The sequence below is a fragment of the Leclercia sp. GLN_9 genome (assembly GCF_043105735.1).
GTDB classification, from domain to species: Bacteria; Pseudomonadota; Gammaproteobacteria; order Enterobacterales; family Enterobacteriaceae; genus Enterobacter; species Enterobacter adecarboxylatus.
The window spans coordinates 92,356-112,629 of record NZ_JBICLV010000013.1 but is presented as its reverse complement, the minus strand read 5'-3'; the positions used below and the strand labels follow the sequence as shown (position 1 = coordinate 112,629).

Sequence of the window (20,274 nt, the reverse complement as noted above, 5' to 3'; positions counted from 1 at the left end):
TTATGAAGACAGCCGCTGCGCACGCCACCCTTCTCCCATTTAAGTGTTACGCTTAATACCTGAAACCCCATCCCTCCCCGAGCCAAAGGAGCAACAATGCTCGCGTTGTACAACACATTGATCGTGCTTTTAACCGTTGCCGCCATGGAGTTAGTCGCGGCCCTTGCGCATAAGTACATTATGCACGGCTGGGGTTGGGGGTGGCATGAATCGCATCATGAGCCGCGCACCAGCTGGTTTGAGGTAAACGACCTTTACGCGGTGGTGTTCGCTGTGCTGGCGATTGTGCTGATTGCTCTGGGCACCTGGGGGGTGTGGCCGCTGCAGTGGATTGGAGCGGGAATGACGCTTTACGGCGCGCTCTATTTTATGGTGCATGATGGCCTGGTGCATCAGCGCTGGCCGTTTCGCTATATCCCGCGCCGGGGTTATCTCAAGCGTCTTTATCTGGCGCACCGCCTGCACCATGCCGTTCGGGGCAAAGAGGACTGCGTCTCCTTTGGTTTCCTGTATGCGCCGCCCGTTGAAAAATTGCAGGCCACGTTACGCCAGCGCAAGGCGCGTCGCACGACTAGCGCGGACGCTGCCAGAGCCAGGCCGGACGCGGCGTCTGTGTCGCAAAACGAGAAGTGAGCGCCTGCCCGGCGCCTTTCAGCAGTAATCCCGACTTTTCAACCGCGCTGGTCCCCTGCCGTTTATCCCAGGCGCGGGACCCAGCCGCACTCACCTTCACGCCAATCTCACGATATACCCCGTGCGCCGAGGCGATTGCCCAGGCGGATCGCAGCGGCAGCCCCGCCAGCCCTTGCCGGGCAGAGGCATAGTAAGGCTCGGCTTCTGCCACCAGCCGCTGGGCAATATCCGCGAGGGGGGCGCGCATTTTGGGTTGCGCTATCGCCTCCGGGGGGATATCCGCCTCGGCCAGCCATTGGGCGGGCAGGTAACAGCGGCCAACCCGGGCATCCTCGACAATATCTCTGGCGATATTGGTCAGTTGAAACGCCAGGCCTAAATCACAGGCACGATCGAGCACAGCTTCATCGCGCACGCCCATCACCCGGGCCATCATTAACCCCACCACGCCCGCCACGCGGTAGCAGTATTGCAGGGTGTCATCGAACGTCTCGTAATGCGTCTCGCGTACGTCCATGGCAAAGCCATCAAGGTGATCGTAAGCCAGCTGGAGCGGGATATTGTGGCCCAGCGCCACCTCCTGAAAGGCGGCAAAGGCGGGCTCGTGCATCTCGCACCCTTCCCAGGCGCGCAGGGTCTGCTTTTTAAGCATCTCCAGGCGTAACTCTGCCTGAGCGCTATCCACGGGAGTGGCGTTAAACCCCAGCTCCTGGCCGTCGATTACGTCGTCGCAGTAACGGCACCAGGCGTAGAGCATCAGCACGCTACGTCGGGTCGCCGGGTCGAAGAGCTTCGCCGCAGTGGCAAAGCTTTTCGAACCCACAGCCATGGTGCCGGTGGCATGATCCATCAGGGTCGTATTCATCGGGAAAGCGCCTCCAGCATCAGCCCTGCCGTCGCTTTTGCCGAACCAATCACGCCGGGAATACCGGCCCCCGGATGGGTACCCGCCCCGACCAGGTAAAGGTTGGGGATTCGGCTGTCGCGATTGTGCGGTCGGAACCAGGCGCTCTGGCGCAGGATCGGTTCGACAGAAAAAGCCGACCCCAGATGGGCGCCCAGCTGATCGCGAAAATCGAAGGGAGTGAACATGCGGTGGGTTACCAGCTGGCTGCGCAGCCCCGGCATGTAATGGGCTTCCAGATAGGCAAAAATCCTGTCCCGCAGGCGCGGCCCTTCCACCGTCCAGTCGAGATCTGCGGTGCCCAGGTGGGGCACCGGCGCTAATACGTAATAACTGCCGCAGCCCGGCGGTGCCAGCGAGGGATCGGTAACGCAGGGGGCGTGAAGATAAAGCGAAAAATCCTCCGCCAGCGCATTTTTATTAAAAATATCGTCGATCAACTCTTTGTACCGCGGCCCGAAACAGACGGTGTGGTGCGCAAGATCGTGCTGCTTGTTCAGGCCAAAATAGAGCACAAACAAGGAATTACTCATCCGTTTACGCTTGAGCGATGCCGCACGAGAGGCGCCTACCGGATGGTGTCCCAGCAGTTTTTCATAGGTATGCACCACGTCGGCGTTGGAGGCCACCGCCGCGACCGGGATGACCTGGCCATCTTTCAGCTCCACGGCGCGAATATGCTCGCCCTCGGCCACCAGCCGGGTCACCTCAGCATTCAGCTGCAACTCGCCGCCCAGATCCTGATAGAGCTTCACCAGCCCCTGCACCAGCGCCCCGGTGCCGCCGCGGGCAAACCAGACGCCCCACTCACGCTCCAGGGCGTGGATCAGGGTATAGATGGACGAGGTGGCAAACGGATTACCGCCCACCAGCAGCGAATGAAAAGAGAACGCCTGGCGCAGCTGTTCATTCTCGATAAAGCGCGAGACCATGCTGTAGACGCTGCGCCAGGCCTGCAAACGGGTAAGCTGCGGCCCGGCGCGGAGCATATCGCGGAACGAGAGGAACGGCACCGTGCCGAGCTTGAGATACCCCTCGTTAAACACCTCCCGCGAGTAGGCGTGAAACTTGCGGTAACCTTCCACGTCGCGGGGGTTGAACCGTCTTATCTGCTCTTCCAGCCGGGTCTGCACATTGTCGTAATCAAACACCTCGCCGGTCTCCCAGCACAGGCGGTAGAAAGGGGTGACCGGCAGCAGATCAACATAGTCCGCCATGCGTTTGCCGGCCAGGGTAAAGAGCTCTTCGATGGCGGTGGGATCGGTTATCACCGTCGGTCCGGCGTCAAAGGTGAACCCTTTATCGTGATAAACGTAAGCGCGCCCGCCGGGCTTATCCCGCTGCTCCAGCAGAAGTGTGGCAATACCCTGCGCCTGCAGCCGAATGGCCAGCGCTAATCCGCCAAAACCGGCACCAATAATCACTGTTTTATTCATGGTGAAACGCTCGCATCCGGGGAGTGAGTTTCAGTATGGCGAGCATCGCTTCGCCGACGGGAACCGGGGGCTTACCTGCCAGGATCCGCGCTTTATCGGCCAGGTTCAGTTGCCCGGCGTAAAAGCGGGCAATCAGCCCTTCGTTAAGAGAGTAAAAACGCTGCATGACCTGCCAGCGTTTATCAGCATCCCCTGCCAGAAAGAGCATCCGGTTCAGGGTGCGGAAAAAACGCTGCGCGTGCCACTGGTGCAGGGCATAACGATGTATAACGGAAAAAACTGCGGCCGCGCTGAACTCCGCGCTTGCGGCAATGGCATCGGCCAGCGCCACCGCGTGCGGCAACGAATAGCCGGTGGTGGCATGAAACAGCCCGGCACGCAGGCCGCTGCATGGCTTCTTATCCCGCGCCTGCCAGTACGCGGGGAAATCCCCCGCCAGCATAATCGGCAGATGGCCCTGCTCTTCGCGAACCAGGCTCTCCAGGTACCAGCCCTGCTGACGGGCATAGTCAGCGATATTTTGCCGCGCGGCGCTCAGATGCAGCCGGGCGGCGTCAATGTAGTGGGTATCTTCAATCAGCAGTTCGGTTGCGGAAATCGGCAGGGTATAGACAAAACGATACCCGCCCTGCTGATTGACCGTGGCGTCCATCAGTATCGGCCGGGTCAGGCCGTGGGGCTGGCGCAGACGCCACTGTTGGCCGAGGAATGACTGGCTACCGGTGTTGAGGTGTTTGTCCGGCGTATAGCCCCGGCCATCAATGACCGCGCTGGCCCGGAGCCGCGTGCCGTCGGCGAGGGTCACCGTCTCAGGGGTGATATCAGTGACCACGGCGTCGGTTTGCAGGCTCTCGCCCAGGGTCTCCGTCAGCACGGCGGCAAAACGCGCCGAAGTGATGCTGAGATATTCTCCGGCAAGGGTCCGGTTCAGGCGGGGAAAGCGGACGTCGTATCCCTGCCAACGATGCGCCACCAGGGGGGCCATCCACCGGTGCTGATCGGGGGTTATGTCGCCCTCATGAAAGGACCAGGTGTGGTTACCGCCCGGCTGGCTGTCGGCCTCGAGCAGCAGCACGCGTAGCGCCGGGCACTGTTGTCGCAGCCGCAACGCGATCAGCCCGTTCGCCAGCCCACCGCCCACTAAGATGATGTCCCACGCGTGTGCCATCAGGTTTGTGCCACCAGCGGGGCCTGACGCAGCTGCGCCAGGTTTGCACTCCCGGTGCAGAAACAGGCGACGCGCAGTTGGGCGATGATTACCTGGAAATGGTCAATGACCGCCTCGCTGGAGATCAACGCGCTCTGCAGCACCCCGGCCGCTTGCCCCACCACGCTTGCGCCTAAGCGGATGGCTTTTGCCACCTCAATACCGTTGGCGATCCCGCCCGAGGCCACCAGCGGCATGTCGGGCAGGGCCTGATGCAGATCCTGTAATGCCGTTGCGGTGGGGATGCCCCAGTCGGCAAACGCCATGGCCACCGCCCGGTCGTGCGCGGTGACGGCGCGTTCGCCCTCTACCGCCGCCCAACTGGTGCCGCCAGCACCGGCGACATCCAGCATCGCCACGCCCGCCGCGGCCAGCTCGCGGGCAACCGGAACCGAAAGCCCGTTGCCCACCTCTTTTATCACCACCGGCACATGCAGCGCCTCAACGGTATGATGAATAGCGTCGATCACCCCGCACCAGTTGCGATCGCCGCCGTGCTGCAGCGCCTCCTGAAGCGGGTTGAGGTGGATAATCAGCGCATCTGCCGCAAGGGTCTCTACCGCACGTCTGGCGTAGTCGATCCCCTGTCGGCTCGCAATCTGCGCCGCACCGAGGTTGGCCATCAGCACAACGTCCGGGGCAAAGGAACGCAGCTCGCGCGTCAGGCCATAATTTACCTCGCTCTCCAGCGCCACACGCTGGGAGCCAACCCCCATAGCCAGCCCCAGCGCCTGCGCGGCAAGGGCCAGATGTTGATTGATCTGGCTCGCCCGGCGGGTGCCGCCGGTCATCGAGCTGATCAGCAGCGGCGCGTTAAGGGTCCGGCCAAACAGCGAGGTCGAGAGGTCAATATCATCCAGATGCAGTTCGGGCAGAGCACAGTGCCCGAAGCGCCATTTTTCAAAGCCGTTGGTACACGTTTTTGCGCCGGGTGCGCTGTTCAGTACGATATCGAGATGATCGCTTTTACGTTGCGACAGGCTGCTCATTGACACTCCGACAGGGATAACGACAGGCTCTGACTGATAAGCGTCAGCTGTTTTTCAAACCAGACGTGAACATAGTACCGGGCGGTATTTCCCGGCTGGCAGGCGCTGGCAATATGCTGATCGGCGCTGCGCACGTGTTCGCGCAGCCGCAGGAAGACGCTTTCTGCCCCCAGCACCGCCACCAGCGTCGATTTATCTTTATCCTGATGCGGATCTTTACCGGTGGCACTGGAGCCGTCCGTCAGGTCATCAATCAGCTGGAAGGCCTGGCCCAGATCGCGGGCGAAAAAGCGCAGACGTTCACTGACCTGAGGCGGTGCATCAGCGGCAATGGCCGCCAGTTGCAGGGTGGCGTTGAACAGGCTGCTGGTTTTCAGCTCGTTGGTCAGCAGGATCTCATCCGCATTCCGGCTCTGCCGGGACTCGTTCAGATCGCGAAATTGCCCCTGCACCAGCCCCATATGCCCCACCGATGCCGACAGCTCAGCAATCGCCCGCGCTTTTGCCTCAGGCGTAAGCGCAGGCGCGCGTGAGATAACGCAAAACGCATGACTCAGCAACGCCACCGCCGCCAGTATCGCGACGTTTTCGCCGTACTGATAATGAACGGTAGGACGTCCACGTCTGAGGGTGGCATTGTCCATGCAGGGCATGTCATCCAGAATCAGGGAGGCGACATGGACCATCTCAATGGCGCAGGCAAGGTCCAGCAGGCCTGTCTGCTCAGTTTTATAGCCCATATCCGTCGCGGCCAGCAGCAGCAACAGAGGGCGCATTCGCTTGCCGGCGACAAGCGTTGCTTCGCGCATGGCCGCATAGACCTGGCCTTCCTGCTCGCCCTCGGGCAAGAGTTGTTCCAGACGTCGTTCAAACGCAGACAGCAGCATTTTGACATCATCTTCATGACTAAGGGTCATAGGGGCTTCCCCGGTATTATGGTGGCGACGTCCGCAGAAGGGGTAAAAACGCTTGCCGCAGGATGATTTACAAAGCGTAGCGTATCCTTGTGCGTTTTGTTGTCCGGCGGAACAGTGGAAACGATATTTTGATTTTACACTCAATAAAATCAATACGTTAAAATTTATTTTGAGAAGTAAATTGCACAAAAACTTACATTTGTAGAGATTTTGAGTCGCCCGGCTGTGCCTCTCCCCGGGCTATCCTCATTCTTTGCCAAACGCCAGCCGGAGTGCGTAGTGGCGAATATCCTGCGGCCAGTGCCTGATACACGCGGTAAACGCCGCCTCGTCATCAGCAAAAAGCGCGCGCAGGCTGGCCTCGTAATCAGGCAGATCTCCCGCGATTTCGTACATAAAGTGGTAGGCGCGATCGTGGCGCTGGCGCTTATTATCCGCCGCTACGCTGGATTTTCTGGCCTGGTCGACAAGCCTGCGCAAGGTGGCAGACGCTCCGCCGGGCTGGGTGGCCAGCCACTCCCAGTGGCGTGGCAGTAATGTGACCTCTTTCGCGAGGACGCCGAGCTTTGGCCTGCCCCGGCTTCTGATGACGCTGCTTTCAGCCAGCTCCGGGTATACTGCCAGCGTGCTGGCAATATCTTCGTGAAGGTGAATATCGAGACGCTTGCCGCTGCGATCGTTAAAAATGAAAACGGTTTCATGACCGAGTTTTGCCGATTGAATCTGCTGGATCAGTTCGCTCAGCGTACCCTGGGCGATCTGTTTGTGCCGCCAGAAGGCGGTAAGGGTGATATTCGCCATGCCGCTTCCTTTTTTTATCCGGGTAAAAATAGCAACGTAGGCGTAAGGGCACATCCTGTCAATTATACCCGGGTAAAAACCATGGCCCCTGGCCCCTGCTGAACATGGGGAGATATGACGCGCTGGAGTGTGTATAACAGCGGAAGATCGCTGTACGGCTTAAAAATAAAAGGCAGATAAAAGCGTAGATCATTTTCGGTTAAAAACGGCTTCTGGAGGAATATATATCATCGCAGCGGAAAAATTTAATCCCTGCGGTTTTTCGCCGCCTGCTCTGCTGTATCCCGCTCCAAAGAACTACCAGAAATGGAGATTGACTGATCATGTCAACATGTTAAATTCTTTGAGGTTTTTCTCATGGATGAGCATCACGCTTTCTCGAGAGCAGTGGCAACATAAATTTTTCCTCCATCAGAATACGTTTTCGTGACTTGCCAGAACTTAAGTCAAATTTATAAGCGACCGCGGAAATCCTCCTCATCAATTATCAATGGCTCCATTGATAACATTACGCCTTTAAAAAAATAACGAACAAAAACGGAATTAACAGATGAGTATCACCCGACACAATTTAATCCTGCGTAGCTTACTGGTTCTGGCGTTAATTCTTGGGTTAAGTGGCTGCTCTGTTCGTTACGATAAGAAAGGCAAAATTCTGTTTAATACCGATCTGGCGAGCGTACTGGGGAACGAAGTCGGACAGTTCACGCTGGCGGATGGCTCAACAGGAGCATTAAGAGAGCTGAATGGTCGTTATAGCCTGAAGTGGAGCAATCTGATGATTGAGCGCCCGCTGGAGGGCATCAGCTGGGCGAGGATCATCAACCAGTATCACATCGAAGGACATACGTTACTGCTGCTGAAAGTGGCAACGCCATCCTGCCCGGCACAGTATCGCCTGGTCGATCTGCAAAATACGCGCTCCCAGGAGTGGGCCTTCACCGGCGTATGCGATACGGGGCCAGAGATCAACGCCAGCGCGGACAAGCTGCAACTGAATTTCACCACCGGCAATCGCGTTGAGCAGTTCAACTGGCAGCATGGCGAGGTTTACCACCGTCGCTTCCCTGTTCAGAAGCAAAAAACGGTCGTCAGCAACAGTAACGATAACGTGAAATCGTCCCGTAAAACCAAAGCGCAGCCTGTGGCGAAGCCGGTTAAACGCACACCGACCAAAACGGTGGAGCCGCTGCCGCCTAAAGTTGCCCAGCCTGAGCTTAACAATTCCGTGCCTACCGAGATCTATGCCCCGACGAAGACCCGTCAGACCAGCCTGGAGCTTAAATCATGACCGCGCAGGTTCAGGAAAAACACTGGCCGCAGGACGGGATCAAGCGTTCGGTTCTCCCCGCCTGGCAAAACTGGCTGGTGACGGGCATCACCCTCACCTATCTCATTTGTGAACTGGCCTTCAACTCCCGCCTGCTGGACCTGGTCGGCAGCGTCTCGACCGCCGATGAAGTTCACAACATGGAGCGCTACGGACGGACATTAACCGCCATCGCGGCGGCGCTGCTGGCGTTACAGTTCTCGCTGATGGGTCTTGTCCGGCTAAAGAAAAAAGGCGTCTGGCTTACGGCGAAAGCCAGCACCGCGCTGGTGCTGTTGATCTGCCTGATCACCGGCACATTAACCTGGCATGCGGTCGAATGGGTGATTGAACGCCAGGTGACGAAGAGCACGGGTGAGTTCCGTCAGATGTCCCTGCTGGCGCAGCTCTATCAGAGAGCCTTAATTGAAGGACAGCAGACGCTGGAAGGCATCCCGCTGGATAGCGGCGGCGGACAGGCGCAAACCTGGACCAGCCCCTCCGGGAAAGCGTTTCTGGCAACCTTACCGGTTCTGCTCAGTTCGTCCGATCGCTACCGTAAATTACTGGAACGCGATGCGGAACAGAACTTACGCGACAATATCAGTGCCCGGGAAGGTGGCGTTCGCGGCTACTATGAGCTCTGGCTCCAGGCTCGCGGCGAGGTGCATAAACAATTTGTTGCCTATTACAACGATGAGATGGATATCAGCGAAACGGTGCGGCTTGAGCAGGCCCGGGCCTGGCAAAGGTACGAGCGCTCCTTAGAAGCGAAACGCCTGAAAACCTGGAACGTCCCACGCCGTTATTACGCCACCGTAAGAAAACAGGTTCGCGGCCAGGGCGTCCCTGTCACCAACGACTGGTCGCCGTCAGATCGCACCGGGTTTAATGCCGCAGTGGCGAAAGCCGCCAGGCAGAAATATCTCGCCCAGCGAACCGTGGTCTACAAAGGGGTCACCCTCCCTAAGCGGCTGGACTGGGGCGTCTTTTTCCGCCTGGAGGTGATTCAGAAAGAGTTACGCGAAAAACTGCGTCTCCCGGCGAATACGCTTGTTCGTGAAGAGTATCCGCTGAACGATAAGCTGAAGCAGTTTGCCCTTGAGCTTCACACGCCACATCTTAACGAGGCGGTGAAGCAGCAATTACCTGAACTGCGCGCGGCGGTATCAAGCTATAGCGCGGGAGGGAGTAATGAAAAGCTGGGTGAAGATGCCGCGCGTGCCGTTATTGTGCCGCCCATTGCGCTGATTTTCTCTCTGGTGGGTGCGCTTACGCACCTGGCAAAACTGCTCTATTTAGTCCTTCTTCCCCTGACGGCGACGCTATTAACCCGCCGTCCCTCGCGCCCGGTGCGGTTCCTGAATCGCCATCCCCTGGCCTTCCCTGTCGCGTTAATTGCTGTTCTGGTGGTCACGTTCAGTCTTATCAATAACAGCATCACTGAATCAGTGGCCTATAAAAATCTGAAAGATGGGCTGGCGGGCGCGAAAATTACTATTACCGATGAACCTTTACCGCTGAGCGGGGGAGCGGTATTGCGTGTGATGCATGCCGTCAGTATCGGACAAAGCTACAGCTACCCGATCAATCAGTATTTAGGTGAACATGTGCTGCAGGGATTTGATTTCGGGTATGTCACGCGCGAAAAGTGATCCCCGGCCGGGAATAAATTCATCAAAACAGCGCATAAAGGCCAGCGCAAGCTGGCCTGTTTGTTGAGGTTAGATTCCCGCAATTCGCCTCACCATCGCCCCTAATGCCTCCCGCGAAAGCGGCTGTCTGTCGGTGACAAAATGCAGCGTCATCCCTTCGATAAACGCATCCAGCCCGCGGGCGGTGACCGGATCAAACCACTGCTCCAGCGTCGTCTGGCTGGTTTTCATCCAGTCCTGCATCACGGTTTTTAACGAGGGGCTGCGGTTCATAAACGCATAAAGCTGGTACATCAGCTCCATATTGTGCGGCGTGGTGACCTGGGAGCTGTAAATCAGGGTGGTAATGGATTCGCAGGCCATTTCCGGACCGGTCACACCGGCAAAGAACTCGCGGTACTGCACCGACATCTGCTGCGTAAACCAGGTGAAGGCCTCCTCAAGCAGTGCATCCATACCGGAAAAATAGTAGGTCATCGACCCCAGCGGCACCCCGGCGCAGCTGGCGATTTTGCGATGCGTGACGGCGTTCAGACCATGTTCAGCAATGGTGTCCAGGGTAGCCTGCAATATCCGTTCCCGCCGTTGCGGATCGTTGGGTCGTCTGTTCATTTATACCTCAGCGCATTTATGTACAAATGTACACAAACTTGCTAGTGTTGTCTTCTATGTTGTCCTTCTGGTACAGAAACCATGACCGTCATCTCACCGCGCAAAACTTTGCAACGCCGCCTGTGGGCGCTGTTTATGTTCTTCTTTATCCCCGGCCTGCTAATGGCCTCCTGGGCCACGCGTACCCCCGCCATCCGCGACATTTTGTCGGTGTCGACGGCGGAAATGGGCATCGTGTTATTTGGTCTGTCGATAGGGTCAATGAGTGGCATTCTCTGTTCCGCCTGGTTAGTTAAGCGCTTCGGCACGCGGAAAGTGATCCGCGCCACCATGTGCTGCGCGATTGTGGGTATGATGATGCTCAGCGCTGCGCTGTGGTTCGCCTCCCCGCTGGCCTTTGCCCTCGGACTGACCGTGTTTGGCGGCAGTTTTGGCGCGGCAGAGGTGGCGATCAACGTGGAAGGCGCCGCTATCGAGCAGGAGATGAATAAAACGGTGCTGCCGATGATGCACGGGTTTTACAGCCTCGGTACGCTGGCAGGCGCCGGTATCGGCATGGCACTCACCGCCTCCGGTATGGCCGCCACGACCCATACTTTACTGGCCGCGCTGGTCTGTATCGCCCCGGTTCTGCTGGGGATCACCGCCATCCCGGATGGCAACGGCAAGAACCCCGCAGGTGAAGCCAAATCGGGTGAGAAAGGGCTGCCGTTTTATCGCGATATGCAACTGATGCTGATTGGCGTGGTGGTGCTGGCGATGGCCTTTGCCGAAGGGTCTGCGAATGACTGGCTGCCGCTGCTGATGGTGGATGGCCACGGATTCAGCCCGACCTCTGGCTCGCTGATTTACGCCGGGTTCACGCTGGGGATGACCGTCGGTCGCTTTACCGGCGGCTGGTTTATTGACCGCTACAGCCGCGTGACGGTGGTTCGCGCCAGCGCCCTGCTGGGTGGTCTGGGCATTGCGTTGATTATTTTTGTCGATGTCGATTGGGTGGCTGGCGTATCGGTGGTGCTGTGGGGGCTGGGTGCCTCGCTCGGTTTCCCGCTGACTATCTCCGCGGCCAGCGACACCGGCCCGGATGCGCCAACCCGCGTCAGCGTGGTCGCCACCACCGGCTATCTTGCCTTCCTGGTGGGACCACCGCTGCTGGGCTTCCTCGGCGAGCACTACGGCTTACGTAGCGCCATGCTGGTGGTATTAGGATTAGTGATGATTGCCGCCCTGGTCGCCCGGGCGGTCGCCAAACCGGTGACCCAGGCGAACTCGGTCATGGAGAATGGATAATGAGCGTAAAACTGATTGCGGTTGATATGGATGGCACCTTCCTGGACGATGCGAAGCAGTACAATCGCGCGCGTTTTCTGCGCCAGTACGCGCAGATGAAGGAACAGGGCATACGGTTTGTGGTCGCCAGCGGGAACCAGTACTACCAGCTGATCTCCTTTTTCCCGGAGATCGCCGATGAGATCGCCTTTGTCGCGGAAAACGGCGGCTGGGTAGTGAATGCCGGAGAAGATGTTTACAACGGCGAGTTAACGCAGGCCCAGTTCGCCACCGTGGCGGAGTTTCTCTGCACCATTCCTGAAGTCGAAGTGATCGCCTGCGGTAAAGGCAGCGCCTATACCCTCAAGCATTATGGCGAAGCCTTCCACGATCTTGCGGCGAAGTATTACCACCGGCTGGAAAAGGTGGACAAATTCGACAACTTCAACGACATCTTCTTTAAATTTGGCCTGAACGTGTCGGATGACGACATCCCGCGTATCCAGGCAATTATCCACGAAAAGCTGAGCGACATTATGGTGCCGGTCACTACCGGGCACGGCAGTATTGACCTGATCCTGCCGGGCATTCACAAAGCCAATGGCCTGCGTCTGCTGCAGGAGATCTGGGGCATCGACAACAGCGAAGTGGTCGCCTTTGGCGACAGCGGCAACGACGTGGAGATGCTGACCCAGTCCGGATTCAGCTTTGCGATGGCGAATGCCCGGGATCACATCAAAGCGGTTGCCCGCTATGAAGCGCCGAACAATAACGAAGAAGGGGTACTGGAAGTGATTGACCGCGTGTTGAAAGGGGAAGCCCCGTTCAACCAGGGCTAAACCCGGCGGCGCGTTACTTGCACCGGCCTACGGGTTTCGTAGGCCGGGTAAACGCAGCGCCATCCGGTAAAACGGCGAGCAGACTGCTTGCTTAATCCGGCTGTAATGAACTGCCCACCTGTTTGTCTTTCAGGAACACAAACATCAGTGCCAGCCACAATACGCCGTTCGTCAGGTTGAACAGGCTGAACAGCCCGTTGCCGCCGCTGCTGAAGGCGTGTTTGCTGACTTCGATACCAACGGTGAAGATCAGCATTTGCAACATGCCCATCGCCGCCGATACGGTGCCTTTGCTTATCTCGCTGGCAAACAGCGTCAGGCGCACCAGCCCGGCATTCGCCAGCCCAATACCAAACGCATAGATGCTCAGCCCGGCGGTCATCCACAGATACGCATGGGAAGAGACCACCGTCGCCACCGCCGCAACCACCAGCCCAATCACAATCGGCCAGCCGCCCATAATGATTAACGAGCGCACGGTACGGCGCGACGTCAGACGGGCCAGCACAACGTTGCCCACAATCAGCGCGCCAAAAATGGGCACCTGTAGCAGGCCATACTCGTAGCTGCTGAGCTTTTCGCCACTGATGATGATCACTGGCGACTGGGCAATCCACGCCAGCAGCGGCAGGCAGACAAAACCAATTGCCAGCGCCCCCGCCACAAAGCGAACATTTTTCAGCACCGCTTTGTAGTCGCGCCCCAATTCCTGCAGGGAGAGCTTCTCCCCGATGCGGGTGGCGGTTTCAGGCATGGCGCGGTACAGACCGTAAAACGAGATCGCCGCCAGCGCCGCAAACAGCACAAACATCCCCTCCCAGGGCGCAACATGCACCCAGGCGGCCCCCACCAGCGGGCCGAGCAGCGGCGCAATCAGCGCCACGTTAGCCATCAGGGCGGTGATTTTAATGCACACCGCCTCCTCGAAAGACTCCTGAATGGCGGCATACCCGACAGCGCCAATAAAGCACAGGCTGATGCCCTGTAAAAAACGCAGCACCATAAATTGTTCGATGGTTTGCGCCAGCAGGGTCGCCAGGCAAGTGACGATAAACCACACCACCCCGGTTAACATTACCGGGCGGCGACCAATACGATCCGACAGCGGCCCGAGCAGCCACTGTAAAAACATCCCCCCCGCCAGATAGGCGGTCATGGAGGTGGGAACCCACTCAATCCCGGCGTTGTACTGCTCCACCACCGCCAGCATGCCCGGCTGGATCATATCGTTGCCGATATAGGTAGAGAATTCGTACAGCACCAGACACAGCGGGAACAGCAACGCCTGACGCCCCAGGCGCGTGCGGGAAGAAGAACGGTTTAACATGGGGTCTCAATATCCGATAAAAAATCGCGCAAAGTGTAATGAAATGGCTGCGTCAGAGATAGCAGAAACACGCAGTTGTACAGAAATAACGCACAAATCGCCGTCGTTTAAGGTTGCCTTAAGTTAACGACCGTATGCTTAGACGTTTTTAGTCATTGGCTCTCAGTATGACACAACTCGCCTCCACTTCAGAATTGTCTAAGTTAAAGACTTCTAAGACAAAACCGCTTTACCGTATGCCGGTTCGTTTTTATGGTTACCAGCTCCTTGCGCTGCTGGTTCTGGCCGGGCTTTTTACCTGGCTGGCGCGGGACGAAACGCTGGACAGGATGTTAACGGGCTACTGGTATGACGCGGCGAGCCAGCACTTCCCGCTGCAGCACAACGCGCTGCTGGATTTGCTCAATCATCGCCTGGCGAAATACGCGACCATTGCCGTGGCGGCGGTGACGCTGCTTTACGGCGCGTTCCGGCGTAATGCCCGGCTGGTGACCGCAGCGCTGCTGATGGCGCTGGGTACGGCGGTGGTGGGTTTACTGAAAGCGATCAGCCATCACAGCTGCCCCTGGGATCTGGTGGAGTACGGCGGCAAGGCGTTGTCCTATCCCCTGTTTGACGCAGCGCCTGCTGGCAGTGGCCCTGGCCGCTGTTTTCCGGGCGGCCACGCCTCGAGCGGCTTTATGGTGATGGGATTGTTTTTTGCTTTCTGGCGCGAGCGTCCCCGTCTGGCCTGGGCGCTGGTGGCCACGGGTGTCGTACTCGGGCTGGTCATGGGCTATGGCCAGGTGATGCGCGGCGCACATTTCTTCTCTCATAACCTGTGGGCAGGTTGGTGGGTGTGGTTTTCACAGGTGGTGGCCTATGGCCTGATTTCCATCTGGTTTGCAAAAGAGTAACAAGGGTATGTTAGAGAATCTGAACTACGGACTGTTTTACCTGATTAATGCGACGCCAGCATCACCGGAGTGGAGCATCAAACTGGCCATCTTTGTGGCGAAAGATCTGATCAGCATTATGCCGGCGCTGATTGCGATCCTCTGGCTGTGGGGGCCGCGCAAGCAGGTGGGTGCCCAGCGTCAGCTGGTGATTAAAATCGCCATGGCGCTGGTGATAAGCCTGGCGGCGTCGTGGTTGCTGGGCCATCTGTTCCCGCATGACCGTCCGTTTGTCGATCATGTCGGCTATAACTTCCTGCATCACGCCGCCGATGACTCCTTCCCGAGCGATCACGGTACCGCCATTTTCACCTTTGCCCTGGCATTCCTGCTCTGGCACCGGATCTGGTCAGGTATGGTGTTGATGGTTGTGGCCTGCGCCATCGCCTGGTCCCGCGTTTATCTGGGGGTCCACTGGCCGATGGATATGCTGGGTGGATTGATGGTTGGGCTGCTGGGCTGCCTGAGCGCACAGATCCTGTGGAACCTGTGCGGAGACGTCCTCTACCAACGCCTCTCGCAGCTATATCGGTTCTGCTTTGCCCTGCCTATCCGTAAAGGCTGGATACGTGACTAATTTGGGTCTCGCGAGTTAAACTTGAACCCCCGACGTAACGGGGGTTTATTAATGGCTCTGAGGACCTATGGAAACACGACGTGACGAACGGCTGGCTCAACTGATTACCGCGCTTAAGCGCAGCGATAAACTGCATCTGAAAGAAGCCGCCGCACTGCTGGGCGTCTCGGAGATGACTATCCGTCGCGACCTCAACAGTGAAAGCGGGCCAGTCGTGCTGCTCGGCGGCTACATTGTTCTCGAACCTCGTAGCGCCAGCCACTATCTGCTGAGCGATCAAAAAACCCGCCTGGTCGAAGAGAAGCGCAAAGCGGCGCGCCTGGCCGCCTCGCTGGTGCAGCCTCATCAGACGTTGTTTTTTGATTGCGGCACCACGACGCCGTGGATCATCGAAGCCATTGATAACGCCCTGCCCTTCACCGGGGTCTGCTACTCCCTGAATACGTTTCTCGCCCTGCAGGAAAAGCCCGAGTGCCGGGTGATCCTCTGCGGCGGCGAGTTCCATGCCAGCAACGCCATTTTCAAACCGCTCAATTTGCAGGACACCCTCAGCAACCTGTGCCCGGATATCGCCTTTTACTCCGCGGCAGGTGTGCATGTTCGCCAGGGGGCGACCTGTTTTAATCTGGATGAGCTGCCGGTAAAACAGTGGGCGATGAACATGGCGCAGTATCACGTGCTGGTGGTGGATCACAGCAAAATTGGGAAGGTGCGCCCGGCGCGGATGGGGGAGCTGACGCGCTTTGACGCCATTGTGAGTAACTGCCGCCCGGATGAAGAGCTGGTGACGTATGCGAAGGCGCAGCAGATTAAACTGATGTACTGAGTGCAGTTTATTGCCCGGCAGCGCTACGCTTGTGTGGGCATGCCGGGTCGTTCGTAGGCCGGGTCAGGCGAAGCCGCCACCCGGCTTTGACTTAATTAAACCAGCCGCCAAACCAGTCGTGGAACTTCATCAGCACGTAATCCCACATCCGACCAAAGAACCCGCCCTCTTCCACCGCTTCCATTACGATCAGCGGACGCTGCTCAATTGATTTGCCGTTCAGCTGGAAGTCGATAGAGCCGACCACCTGGCCTTTTTTCAGCGGTGCGGTGAGTTGCTTTTCCGTCAGGGTGTAGCTGGCCTTGAGATTTTTCAGCTGGCCGCGCGGAATGGTGACCGAGCCGCTTTCACCGGCACCGAGCTTGACCTCGCTCTTGTCACCAAACCAGACGCGCTGGCTGACAAAGGTGGCATCCGGCTTAATAGGAGTAACGGTTTCGAAGAAGCGGAAGCCCCAGGTCAGCAGTTTTTCTGACTCGTTAAAGCGGATACGGTCGGTTTTGGTGCCCAGCACCACCGAGATCAAACGCATATCGCCCTGGGTTGCCGAAGCCACGAGATTATACCCCGCCCCGGCGGTAGTACCGGTTTTCATCCCATCCACATTGACGTTGCTGCTCCACAGCAGACGGTTGCGGTTCGGCTGGCGGATCTTATTGAAGGTAAACTCTTTCTCTTTATGGATGGCGTACTCTTCCGGCACATCATGAATCAGGGCCTTACCCAGCAGCGCCATATCGCGGGCGGTACTGAACTGGCCCGGCGCATCCAGCCCGTGAACGGTCTTAAAGGTGGTGTTGGTGAGGCCTAATTTTTGCGCATAACCATTCATCAAACCGATGAAAGAATCCTGACTGCCCGCCACATAATCGGCCAGCGCGATACAGGCATCATTCCCAGACTGAATGATTACACCTTTGTTCAGATCGGAAACCGCCACCTGATCCCCCGGTTTGAGGAACATGACCGAGGAGCCACGCAACGCCGGGTTGCCGGTCGCCCAGGCGTCTTTGCCGATGGTAACCATGTCGGTGAGCTTGATTTTACCGGCCTTCAGCGCCTGCCCCACCACGTAGCTGGTCATGATTTTGGTCAGGCTGGCTGGGTCGAGTTTTTCATCCGCATTGCCTTCTGCCAGCACTTTGCCGCTGGCATAGTCCATCAGTATCCAGGCGCGCGCATCAACCGGCGGAGCTTCTGGTGCCGCCTGTTCCGCTGCGTACAGCGAAGGTGCAAAAAGGACCAGTAGCGCAGAACCTGCGACCAGACCGCGTAAAGAAAAAGTTTTTCGCATCATAATGCCACCCGAGTTTCCATTCCAAAAATCACGTCATACCACCGTGTCAAAAGAAGCGATGAGTAATAACGTACTAACGCCTTAAAAAAAACCAAAACCTCGTAAAGTTTTTAAAGTTTATGCAATAACAACCCGATACGCTTTGACCGCATCGATTTTTTTCGCGTCTGTTGCGTATTGGTTTGGTTTATCTCACCATGTAAAGTCATCAACACGGATCTCATCCTGATATCGGCTTTAATTATAAGGGGTTGTTATGATTACTTTGTGGGGCAGGAACAATTCAACCAACGTTAAAAAGGTCATCTGGACGCTGGAAGAGCTGGATTTACCCTTTAAGCAGATCATGGCGGGACTGGAACACGGGGTAAATAAAGAAGCCGAGTATCTGGCCATGAACCCCAACGGCCTGGTGCCCCTGCTGCGGGATGACGAAACCGACCTTACGCTGTGGGAGTCCAACGCCATTGTGCGTTATCTCGCTGCGCAATACGGCCAGAACCGTCTGTGGATCGATGCGCCTGCGAAGCGTGCCGTCGGCGAAAAGTGGATGGACTGGGCTAACCAGACGCTCTCCCCGGCCCACCGGGTGATTTTGATGGGGCTGGTCAGAACCCCGGAAGCCAGGCGCGATTATGCGGCCATCGACGCTGCCAAAGCGACCTGCGAATCGCTGTTCGCCATGATGGACGAGGCGCTGGCGGCACAGCCGTGGTTCTCGGGCGACGAGTTTGGCGTGGGTGATATCGCCGTCGCCCCCTTTGTCTGGAATCTGACCAACGTGGGCCTGGAGTGGGCGCCGCGCCCGCATCTGGCACGCTGGCTGGCGAACCTGAGCGAACGTCCGGCCTACCGCAGCGTGGTGATGATCCCGGTTACCTGATTTACTCCCTGGACGGGCTGACTTTTAACAGCTGCCCGTCGGATTCATCGGTCAACACGTACAGATAGCCATCCGGCCCGACCCGCACGTCGCGCACTCGCTGGTTGCGGTCGCCGAGGATCCTTCCCTCCTCGGTGACGCTATTGCCACTGACGTTCAGCACAATCACATCTTTATCCTTCAGCGCACCGATAAAGAGTTTGTTCTTCCACTGCGGGAAGACGTCGCTGTTATAGAAAGCCATCCCGCTGAGCGCCGGGGACTTTTTCCAGACAAACAGCGGCGGCTCGGTGCCTGCGACCGTTTCCCCTTTCGCTTCCGGGATGGGCAATCCGCTGTAGTTGATGCCATGCGTCGCCAGCGGCCAGCCGTAGTTTTTGCCTCTTTCCGGGATATTAATTTCGTCGCCCCCGCGCGGCCCGTGCTCATTAAGCCACAAGGTGTTGCTCCACGGGTTCATCGCCATCCCCTGCGGGTTGCGGATACCGTACGACCAAATTTCCGGCCGCGCCTCTTTGGTCTTCACAAAGGGGTTATCGTCCGGTACTGCTCCGTCTTCGGTCAGTCGTACCACTTTGCCCTGTAACTTATCCAGATCCTGGGCCGTAGGGCGCTGGTTATTCTCGCCCAGCCCAATAAACAGGTAGCCTTTGCCGTCGAACACCAGTCTGCCGCCAAAGTGATTGCCGGTAGAGAGTTTAGGCTGCTGTCGGAAGACCACCCTGAAGGCCTCCAGTCGGGTGTTATCGTCGCTCAGACGGCCATACCCCACCGCTGTGCCCGCTTTCCCGTCGTCGCCCGCCTCGGCGTAGCTCAGCCAGACCCGGCGCGACGTCGCGAAATCGGGTGCCAGCGCCACGTCAAGTAATCCCCCCTGGCCGCTGTCCCAGACCTTAGGTACGCCGACAATGGGATCGGAGAGGCCTTTGCCTGGCTGCCAGCGTTTAAGCTGCCCGCCTTTCAGCGTGATGAGCATGCCCTGATCTTGCGGCAGGAACGCCAGCGCCCAAGGGTGATCGAGTTTATTTTGCAGTACCGCCACCTTCACTTCGGCAGGCGCGGCAAACAGCGAGGCGGATATTAGCAACAATGGCAGGGAAATAAGCGAGGATCGACGCATAACGCACTCCTTTTCGACGTATGGCATAAGACTAGCCACTCAGCGCAGGGGCGTTGATACTTTTACAAAAGCTTAACCAGAAGGGGGAGTTGCCTCCCCCGGGATCAGCTCTGAATCAGCGGTGTCTGTGATTTCAGATACTGGATGCAGAGAGTGAGATCGTTCAGACAGTTTTCCAGCTTCTCTGCGTTGACGGCGATGAACGTCGGACAATCGTGGTTGCCGGTCATCATACAGACGCCTGCGGTGGTGAGCGATCCGGCGGCGCGATAGAGCATCGCTTGCTCGTCGGCATTGCAATGCGCTCTCAGCTCAGGCGCTTTTTCTCGTATGTAGGTGCAAAGTTCAAAGAAGTTGTCACGCAGATGGTCGCTTTCGCTGACTGACATATACCCTTTCGCTTTCCTTAACTGCAGATAGGCCGCGAGATCAATTCGGGCATTGATCATCTTGTTAAGAAGATCGCGTTTCAGTCTGTCAACGGACATGCTTTTTCCCCCCTTGTCAGCTTAATTGCACCTTCAGATTATGTTTATTTTTTGCTCAGTTTAATGCGTCAGGTCAATAATTCGTGACGGATTAACAAAATTTACAATGTTAAACCAGCAGGCGGAGAGAACAGCCTGGGGGCGCAGTAAATCTGCCTTAAGCCCGGTAGAGATAGGCCAGTTCCACGTTCCGAGCTTCACTGATCTCATTCATTCCTTTAATGACAAAAAATCATGCCGCGTTTATCCC

At 57.5% G+C, this 20,274-nt stretch carries 20 protein-coding genes; 9 read left to right on the top strand and 11 right to left on the bottom strand.

What is annotated here, in order from left to right; translation table 11 throughout:
* Positions 1–96: 96 nt before the first annotated feature.
* Entirely contained in the window at positions 97–633 is a 537-nt protein-coding gene (locus ACF8PE_RS07485) for a sterol desaturase family protein (protein ID WP_032617263.1), read from the top strand.
* On the opposite strand, the gene crtB is transcribed toward ACF8PE_RS07485, so the two are convergent.
* From crtB to ACF8PE_RS07455, 6 genes are all read right to left on the bottom strand, one after another.
* Positions 572–1,498, bottom strand: a complete 927-nt coding sequence (gene crtB / locus ACF8PE_RS07480) for a 15-cis-phytoene synthase CrtB (protein ID WP_392494730.1) — start codon at positions 1,496–1,498, stop codon at positions 572–574. The two genes, ACF8PE_RS07485 and crtB, sit on opposite strands and share 62 nt — an antisense overlap.
* The gene (locus ACF8PE_RS07475; protein ID WP_032617261.1) at positions 1,495–2,973 is read right to left on the bottom strand and encodes a phytoene desaturase; all 1,479 of its coding nucleotides are present in this window, start codon (positions 2,971–2,973) and stop codon (positions 1,495–1,497) included. The genes crtB and ACF8PE_RS07475 overlap by 4 nt, the downstream gene beginning before the upstream one ends.
* Positions 2,966–4,141, bottom strand: coding sequence for a lycopene beta-cyclase CrtY (gene crtY, locus ACF8PE_RS07470; RefSeq protein WP_032617260.1), 1,176 nt, complete (start codon positions 4,139–4,141; stop codon positions 2,966–2,968). Before crtY ends, ACF8PE_RS07475 begins: the two co-directional genes overlap by 8 nt.
* A complete protein-coding gene (gene fni / locus ACF8PE_RS07465) occupies positions 4,141–5,169 on the bottom strand; it encodes a type 2 isopentenyl-diphosphate Delta-isomerase (protein ID WP_392494729.1) in 1,029 nt (342 codons plus the stop codon). Before fni ends, crtY begins: the two co-directional genes overlap by 1 nt.
* The gene (locus ACF8PE_RS07460; RefSeq protein WP_032617258.1) at positions 5,166–6,086 is read right to left on the bottom strand and encodes a polyprenyl synthetase family protein; all 921 of its coding nucleotides are present in this window, start codon (positions 6,084–6,086) and stop codon (positions 5,166–5,168) included. Before ACF8PE_RS07460 ends, fni begins: the two co-directional genes overlap by 4 nt.
* Positions 6,087–6,332: 246 nt before the next feature.
* Positions 6,333–6,887, bottom strand: a complete 555-nt coding sequence (locus tag ACF8PE_RS07455) for a DUF2239 family protein (RefSeq protein ID WP_117385734.1) — start codon at positions 6,885–6,887, stop codon at positions 6,333–6,335.
* 550 nt (positions 6,888–7,437) lie between these two features.
* On the opposite strand from ACF8PE_RS07455, the gene ACF8PE_RS07450 reads away from it, so the two are divergent.
* The gene (locus tag ACF8PE_RS07450) at positions 7,438–8,178 is read left to right on the top strand and encodes a hypothetical protein (RefSeq protein WP_164540056.1); all 741 of its coding nucleotides are present in this window, start codon (positions 7,438–7,440) and stop codon (positions 8,176–8,178) included.
* A complete protein-coding gene (locus ACF8PE_RS07445) occupies positions 8,175–9,851 on the top strand; it encodes a hypothetical protein (RefSeq protein ID WP_392494728.1) in 1,677 nt (558 codons plus the stop codon). Before ACF8PE_RS07450 ends, ACF8PE_RS07445 begins: the two co-directional genes overlap by 4 nt.
* Before the next feature lie 69 nt (positions 9,852–9,920).
* Here the strand turns inward: ACF8PE_RS07445 and ACF8PE_RS07440 are convergent, their stop codons facing one another.
* Positions 9,921–10,463, bottom strand: a complete 543-nt coding sequence (locus tag ACF8PE_RS07440) for a TetR/AcrR family transcriptional regulator (protein WP_032617253.1) — start codon at positions 10,461–10,463, stop codon at positions 9,921–9,923.
* Positions 10,464–10,544: 81 nt separating this feature from the next.
* Between ACF8PE_RS07440 and ACF8PE_RS07435 the strand changes: the two genes are divergently transcribed.
* Both ACF8PE_RS07435 and ACF8PE_RS07430 read left to right on the top strand, forming a co-directional pair.
* The gene (locus ACF8PE_RS07435; protein ID WP_117385738.1) at positions 10,545–11,753 is read left to right on the top strand and encodes an MFS transporter; all 1,209 of its coding nucleotides are present in this window, start codon (positions 10,545–10,547) and stop codon (positions 11,751–11,753) included.
* Positions 11,753–12,571 carry a Cof-type HAD-IIB family hydrolase gene (locus ACF8PE_RS07430; RefSeq protein ID WP_032617251.1) on the top strand — a complete coding sequence of 273 codons (819 nt, stop codon included), beginning with the start codon at positions 11,753–11,755 and terminating at the stop codon, positions 12,569–12,571. The genes ACF8PE_RS07435 and ACF8PE_RS07430 overlap by 1 nt, the downstream gene beginning before the upstream one ends.
* A gap of 91 nt (positions 12,572–12,662) precedes the next feature.
* On the opposite strand, the gene ACF8PE_RS07425 is transcribed toward ACF8PE_RS07430, so the two are convergent.
* Positions 12,663–13,898, bottom strand: a complete 1,236-nt coding sequence (locus tag ACF8PE_RS07425) for an MFS transporter (RefSeq protein WP_117385740.1) — start codon at positions 13,896–13,898, stop codon at positions 12,663–12,665.
* A gap of 167 nt (positions 13,899–14,065) precedes the next feature.
* Here ACF8PE_RS07425 and ACF8PE_RS07420 point away from each other — a divergent pair, with 167 nt between their 5' ends.
* The 3 genes from ACF8PE_RS07420 to deoR all read left to right on the top strand — a co-directional run bounded on the left by ACF8PE_RS07420 (position 14,066) and on the right by deoR (position 16,236).
* Positions 14,066–14,794, top strand: a complete 729-nt coding sequence (locus ACF8PE_RS07420; RefSeq protein WP_032617248.1) for a phosphatase PAP2 family protein — start codon at positions 14,066–14,068, stop codon at positions 14,792–14,794.
* 7 nt (positions 14,795–14,801) lie between these two features.
* On the top strand, positions 14,802–15,410 hold the full coding sequence (gene ybjG / locus ACF8PE_RS07415) for an undecaprenyl-diphosphate phosphatase (protein ID WP_032617247.1): 609 nt from the start codon (positions 14,802–14,804) through the stop codon (positions 15,408–15,410).
* Between the two features lie 67 nt (positions 15,411–15,477).
* Positions 15,478–16,236: a DNA-binding transcriptional repressor DeoR gene (gene deoR, locus ACF8PE_RS07410; RefSeq protein WP_032617246.1), complete on the top strand. Its 759-nt coding sequence runs from the start codon at positions 15,478–15,480 to the stop codon at positions 16,234–16,236.
* 91 nt (positions 16,237–16,327) lie between these two features.
* Here deoR and dacC read toward each other — a convergent pair whose 3' ends face one another.
* A complete protein-coding gene (gene dacC, locus ACF8PE_RS07405) occupies positions 16,328–17,533 on the bottom strand; it encodes a serine-type D-Ala-D-Ala carboxypeptidase (protein WP_032617245.1) in 1,206 nt (401 codons plus the stop codon).
* Positions 17,534–17,789: 256 nt separating this feature from the next.
* Here dacC and ACF8PE_RS07400 point away from each other — a divergent pair, with 256 nt between their 5' ends.
* Positions 17,790–18,416, top strand: coding sequence for a glutathione S-transferase family protein (locus ACF8PE_RS07400; RefSeq protein ID WP_032617244.1), 627 nt, complete (start codon positions 17,790–17,792; stop codon positions 18,414–18,416).
* A 1-nt stretch (position 18,417) separates the two neighbouring features.
* Here the strand turns inward: ACF8PE_RS07400 and ACF8PE_RS07395 are convergent, their stop codons facing one another.
* Together ACF8PE_RS07395 and bssR are read right to left on the bottom strand one after the other, a co-directional pair.
* Positions 18,418–19,536 carry a PQQ-dependent sugar dehydrogenase gene (locus ACF8PE_RS07395; protein WP_032617242.1) on the bottom strand — a complete coding sequence of 373 codons (1,119 nt, stop codon included), beginning with the start codon at positions 19,534–19,536 and terminating at the stop codon, positions 18,418–18,420.
* A gap of 104 nt (positions 19,537–19,640) precedes the next feature.
* Positions 19,641–20,024, bottom strand: coding sequence for a biofilm formation regulator BssR (gene bssR / locus ACF8PE_RS07390; protein ID WP_392494727.1), 384 nt, complete (start codon positions 20,022–20,024; stop codon positions 19,641–19,643).
* Between the last annotated feature and the right edge of the window lie 250 nt (positions 20,025–20,274).

What these genes read in the sequence shown, in the direction of transcription:
- ACF8PE_RS07485 (WP_032617263.1), top strand. Translation starts at nt 97, where the DNA reads ATGCTCGCGTTGTACAACACATTGATCGTGCTTTTAACCGTTGCCGCC.
- crtB (WP_392494730.1), bottom strand. Translation starts at nt 1,498, where the DNA reads ATGAATACGACCCTGATGGATCATGCCACCGGCACCATGGCTGTGGGT.
- ACF8PE_RS07475 (WP_032617261.1), bottom strand. Translation starts at nt 2,973, where the DNA reads ATGAATAAAACAGTGATTATTGGTGCCGGTTTTGGCGGATTAGCGCTG.
- crtY (WP_032617260.1), bottom strand. Translation starts at nt 4,141, where the DNA reads ATGGCACACGCGTGGGACATCATCTTAGTGGGCGGTGGGCTGGCGAAC.
- fni (WP_392494729.1), bottom strand. Translation starts at nt 5,169, where the DNA reads ATGAGCAGCCTGTCGCAACGTAAAAGCGATCATCTCGATATCGTACTG.
- ACF8PE_RS07460 (WP_032617258.1), bottom strand. Translation starts at nt 6,086, where the DNA reads ATGACCCTTAGTCATGAAGATGATGTCAAAATGCTGCTGTCTGCGTTT.
- ACF8PE_RS07455 (WP_117385734.1), bottom strand. Translation starts at nt 6,887, where the DNA reads ATGGCGAATATCACCCTTACCGCCTTCTGGCGGCACAAACAGATCGCC.
- ACF8PE_RS07450 (WP_164540056.1), top strand. Translation starts at nt 7,438, where the DNA reads ATGAGTATCACCCGACACAATTTAATCCTGCGTAGCTTACTGGTTCTG.
- ACF8PE_RS07445 (WP_392494728.1), top strand. Translation starts at nt 8,175, where the DNA reads ATGACCGCGCAGGTTCAGGAAAAACACTGGCCGCAGGACGGGATCAAG.
- ACF8PE_RS07440 (WP_032617253.1), bottom strand. Translation starts at nt 10,463, where the DNA reads ATGAACAGACGACCCAACGATCCGCAACGGCGGGAACGGATATTGCAG.
- ACF8PE_RS07435 (WP_117385738.1), top strand. Translation starts at nt 10,545, where the DNA reads ATGACCGTCATCTCACCGCGCAAAACTTTGCAACGCCGCCTGTGGGCG.
- ACF8PE_RS07430 (WP_032617251.1), top strand. Translation starts at nt 11,753, where the DNA reads ATGAGCGTAAAACTGATTGCGGTTGATATGGATGGCACCTTCCTGGAC.
- ACF8PE_RS07425 (WP_117385740.1), bottom strand. Translation starts at nt 13,898, where the DNA reads ATGTTAAACCGTTCTTCTTCCCGCACGCGCCTGGGGCGTCAGGCGTTG.
- ACF8PE_RS07420 (WP_032617248.1), top strand. Translation starts at nt 14,066, where the DNA reads ATGACACAACTCGCCTCCACTTCAGAATTGTCTAAGTTAAAGACTTCT.
- ybjG (WP_032617247.1), top strand. Translation starts at nt 14,802, where the DNA reads ATGTTAGAGAATCTGAACTACGGACTGTTTTACCTGATTAATGCGACG.
- deoR (WP_032617246.1), top strand. Translation starts at nt 15,478, where the DNA reads ATGGAAACACGACGTGACGAACGGCTGGCTCAACTGATTACCGCGCTT.
- dacC (WP_032617245.1), bottom strand. Translation starts at nt 17,533, where the DNA reads ATGATGCGAAAAACTTTTTCTTTACGCGGTCTGGTCGCAGGTTCTGCG.
- ACF8PE_RS07400 (WP_032617244.1), top strand. Translation starts at nt 17,790, where the DNA reads ATGATTACTTTGTGGGGCAGGAACAATTCAACCAACGTTAAAAAGGTC.
- ACF8PE_RS07395 (WP_032617242.1), bottom strand. Translation starts at nt 19,536, where the DNA reads ATGCGTCGATCCTCGCTTATTTCCCTGCCATTGTTGCTAATATCCGCC.
- bssR (WP_392494727.1), bottom strand. Translation starts at nt 20,024, where the DNA reads ATGTCCGTTGACAGACTGAAACGCGATCTTCTTAACAAGATGATCAAT.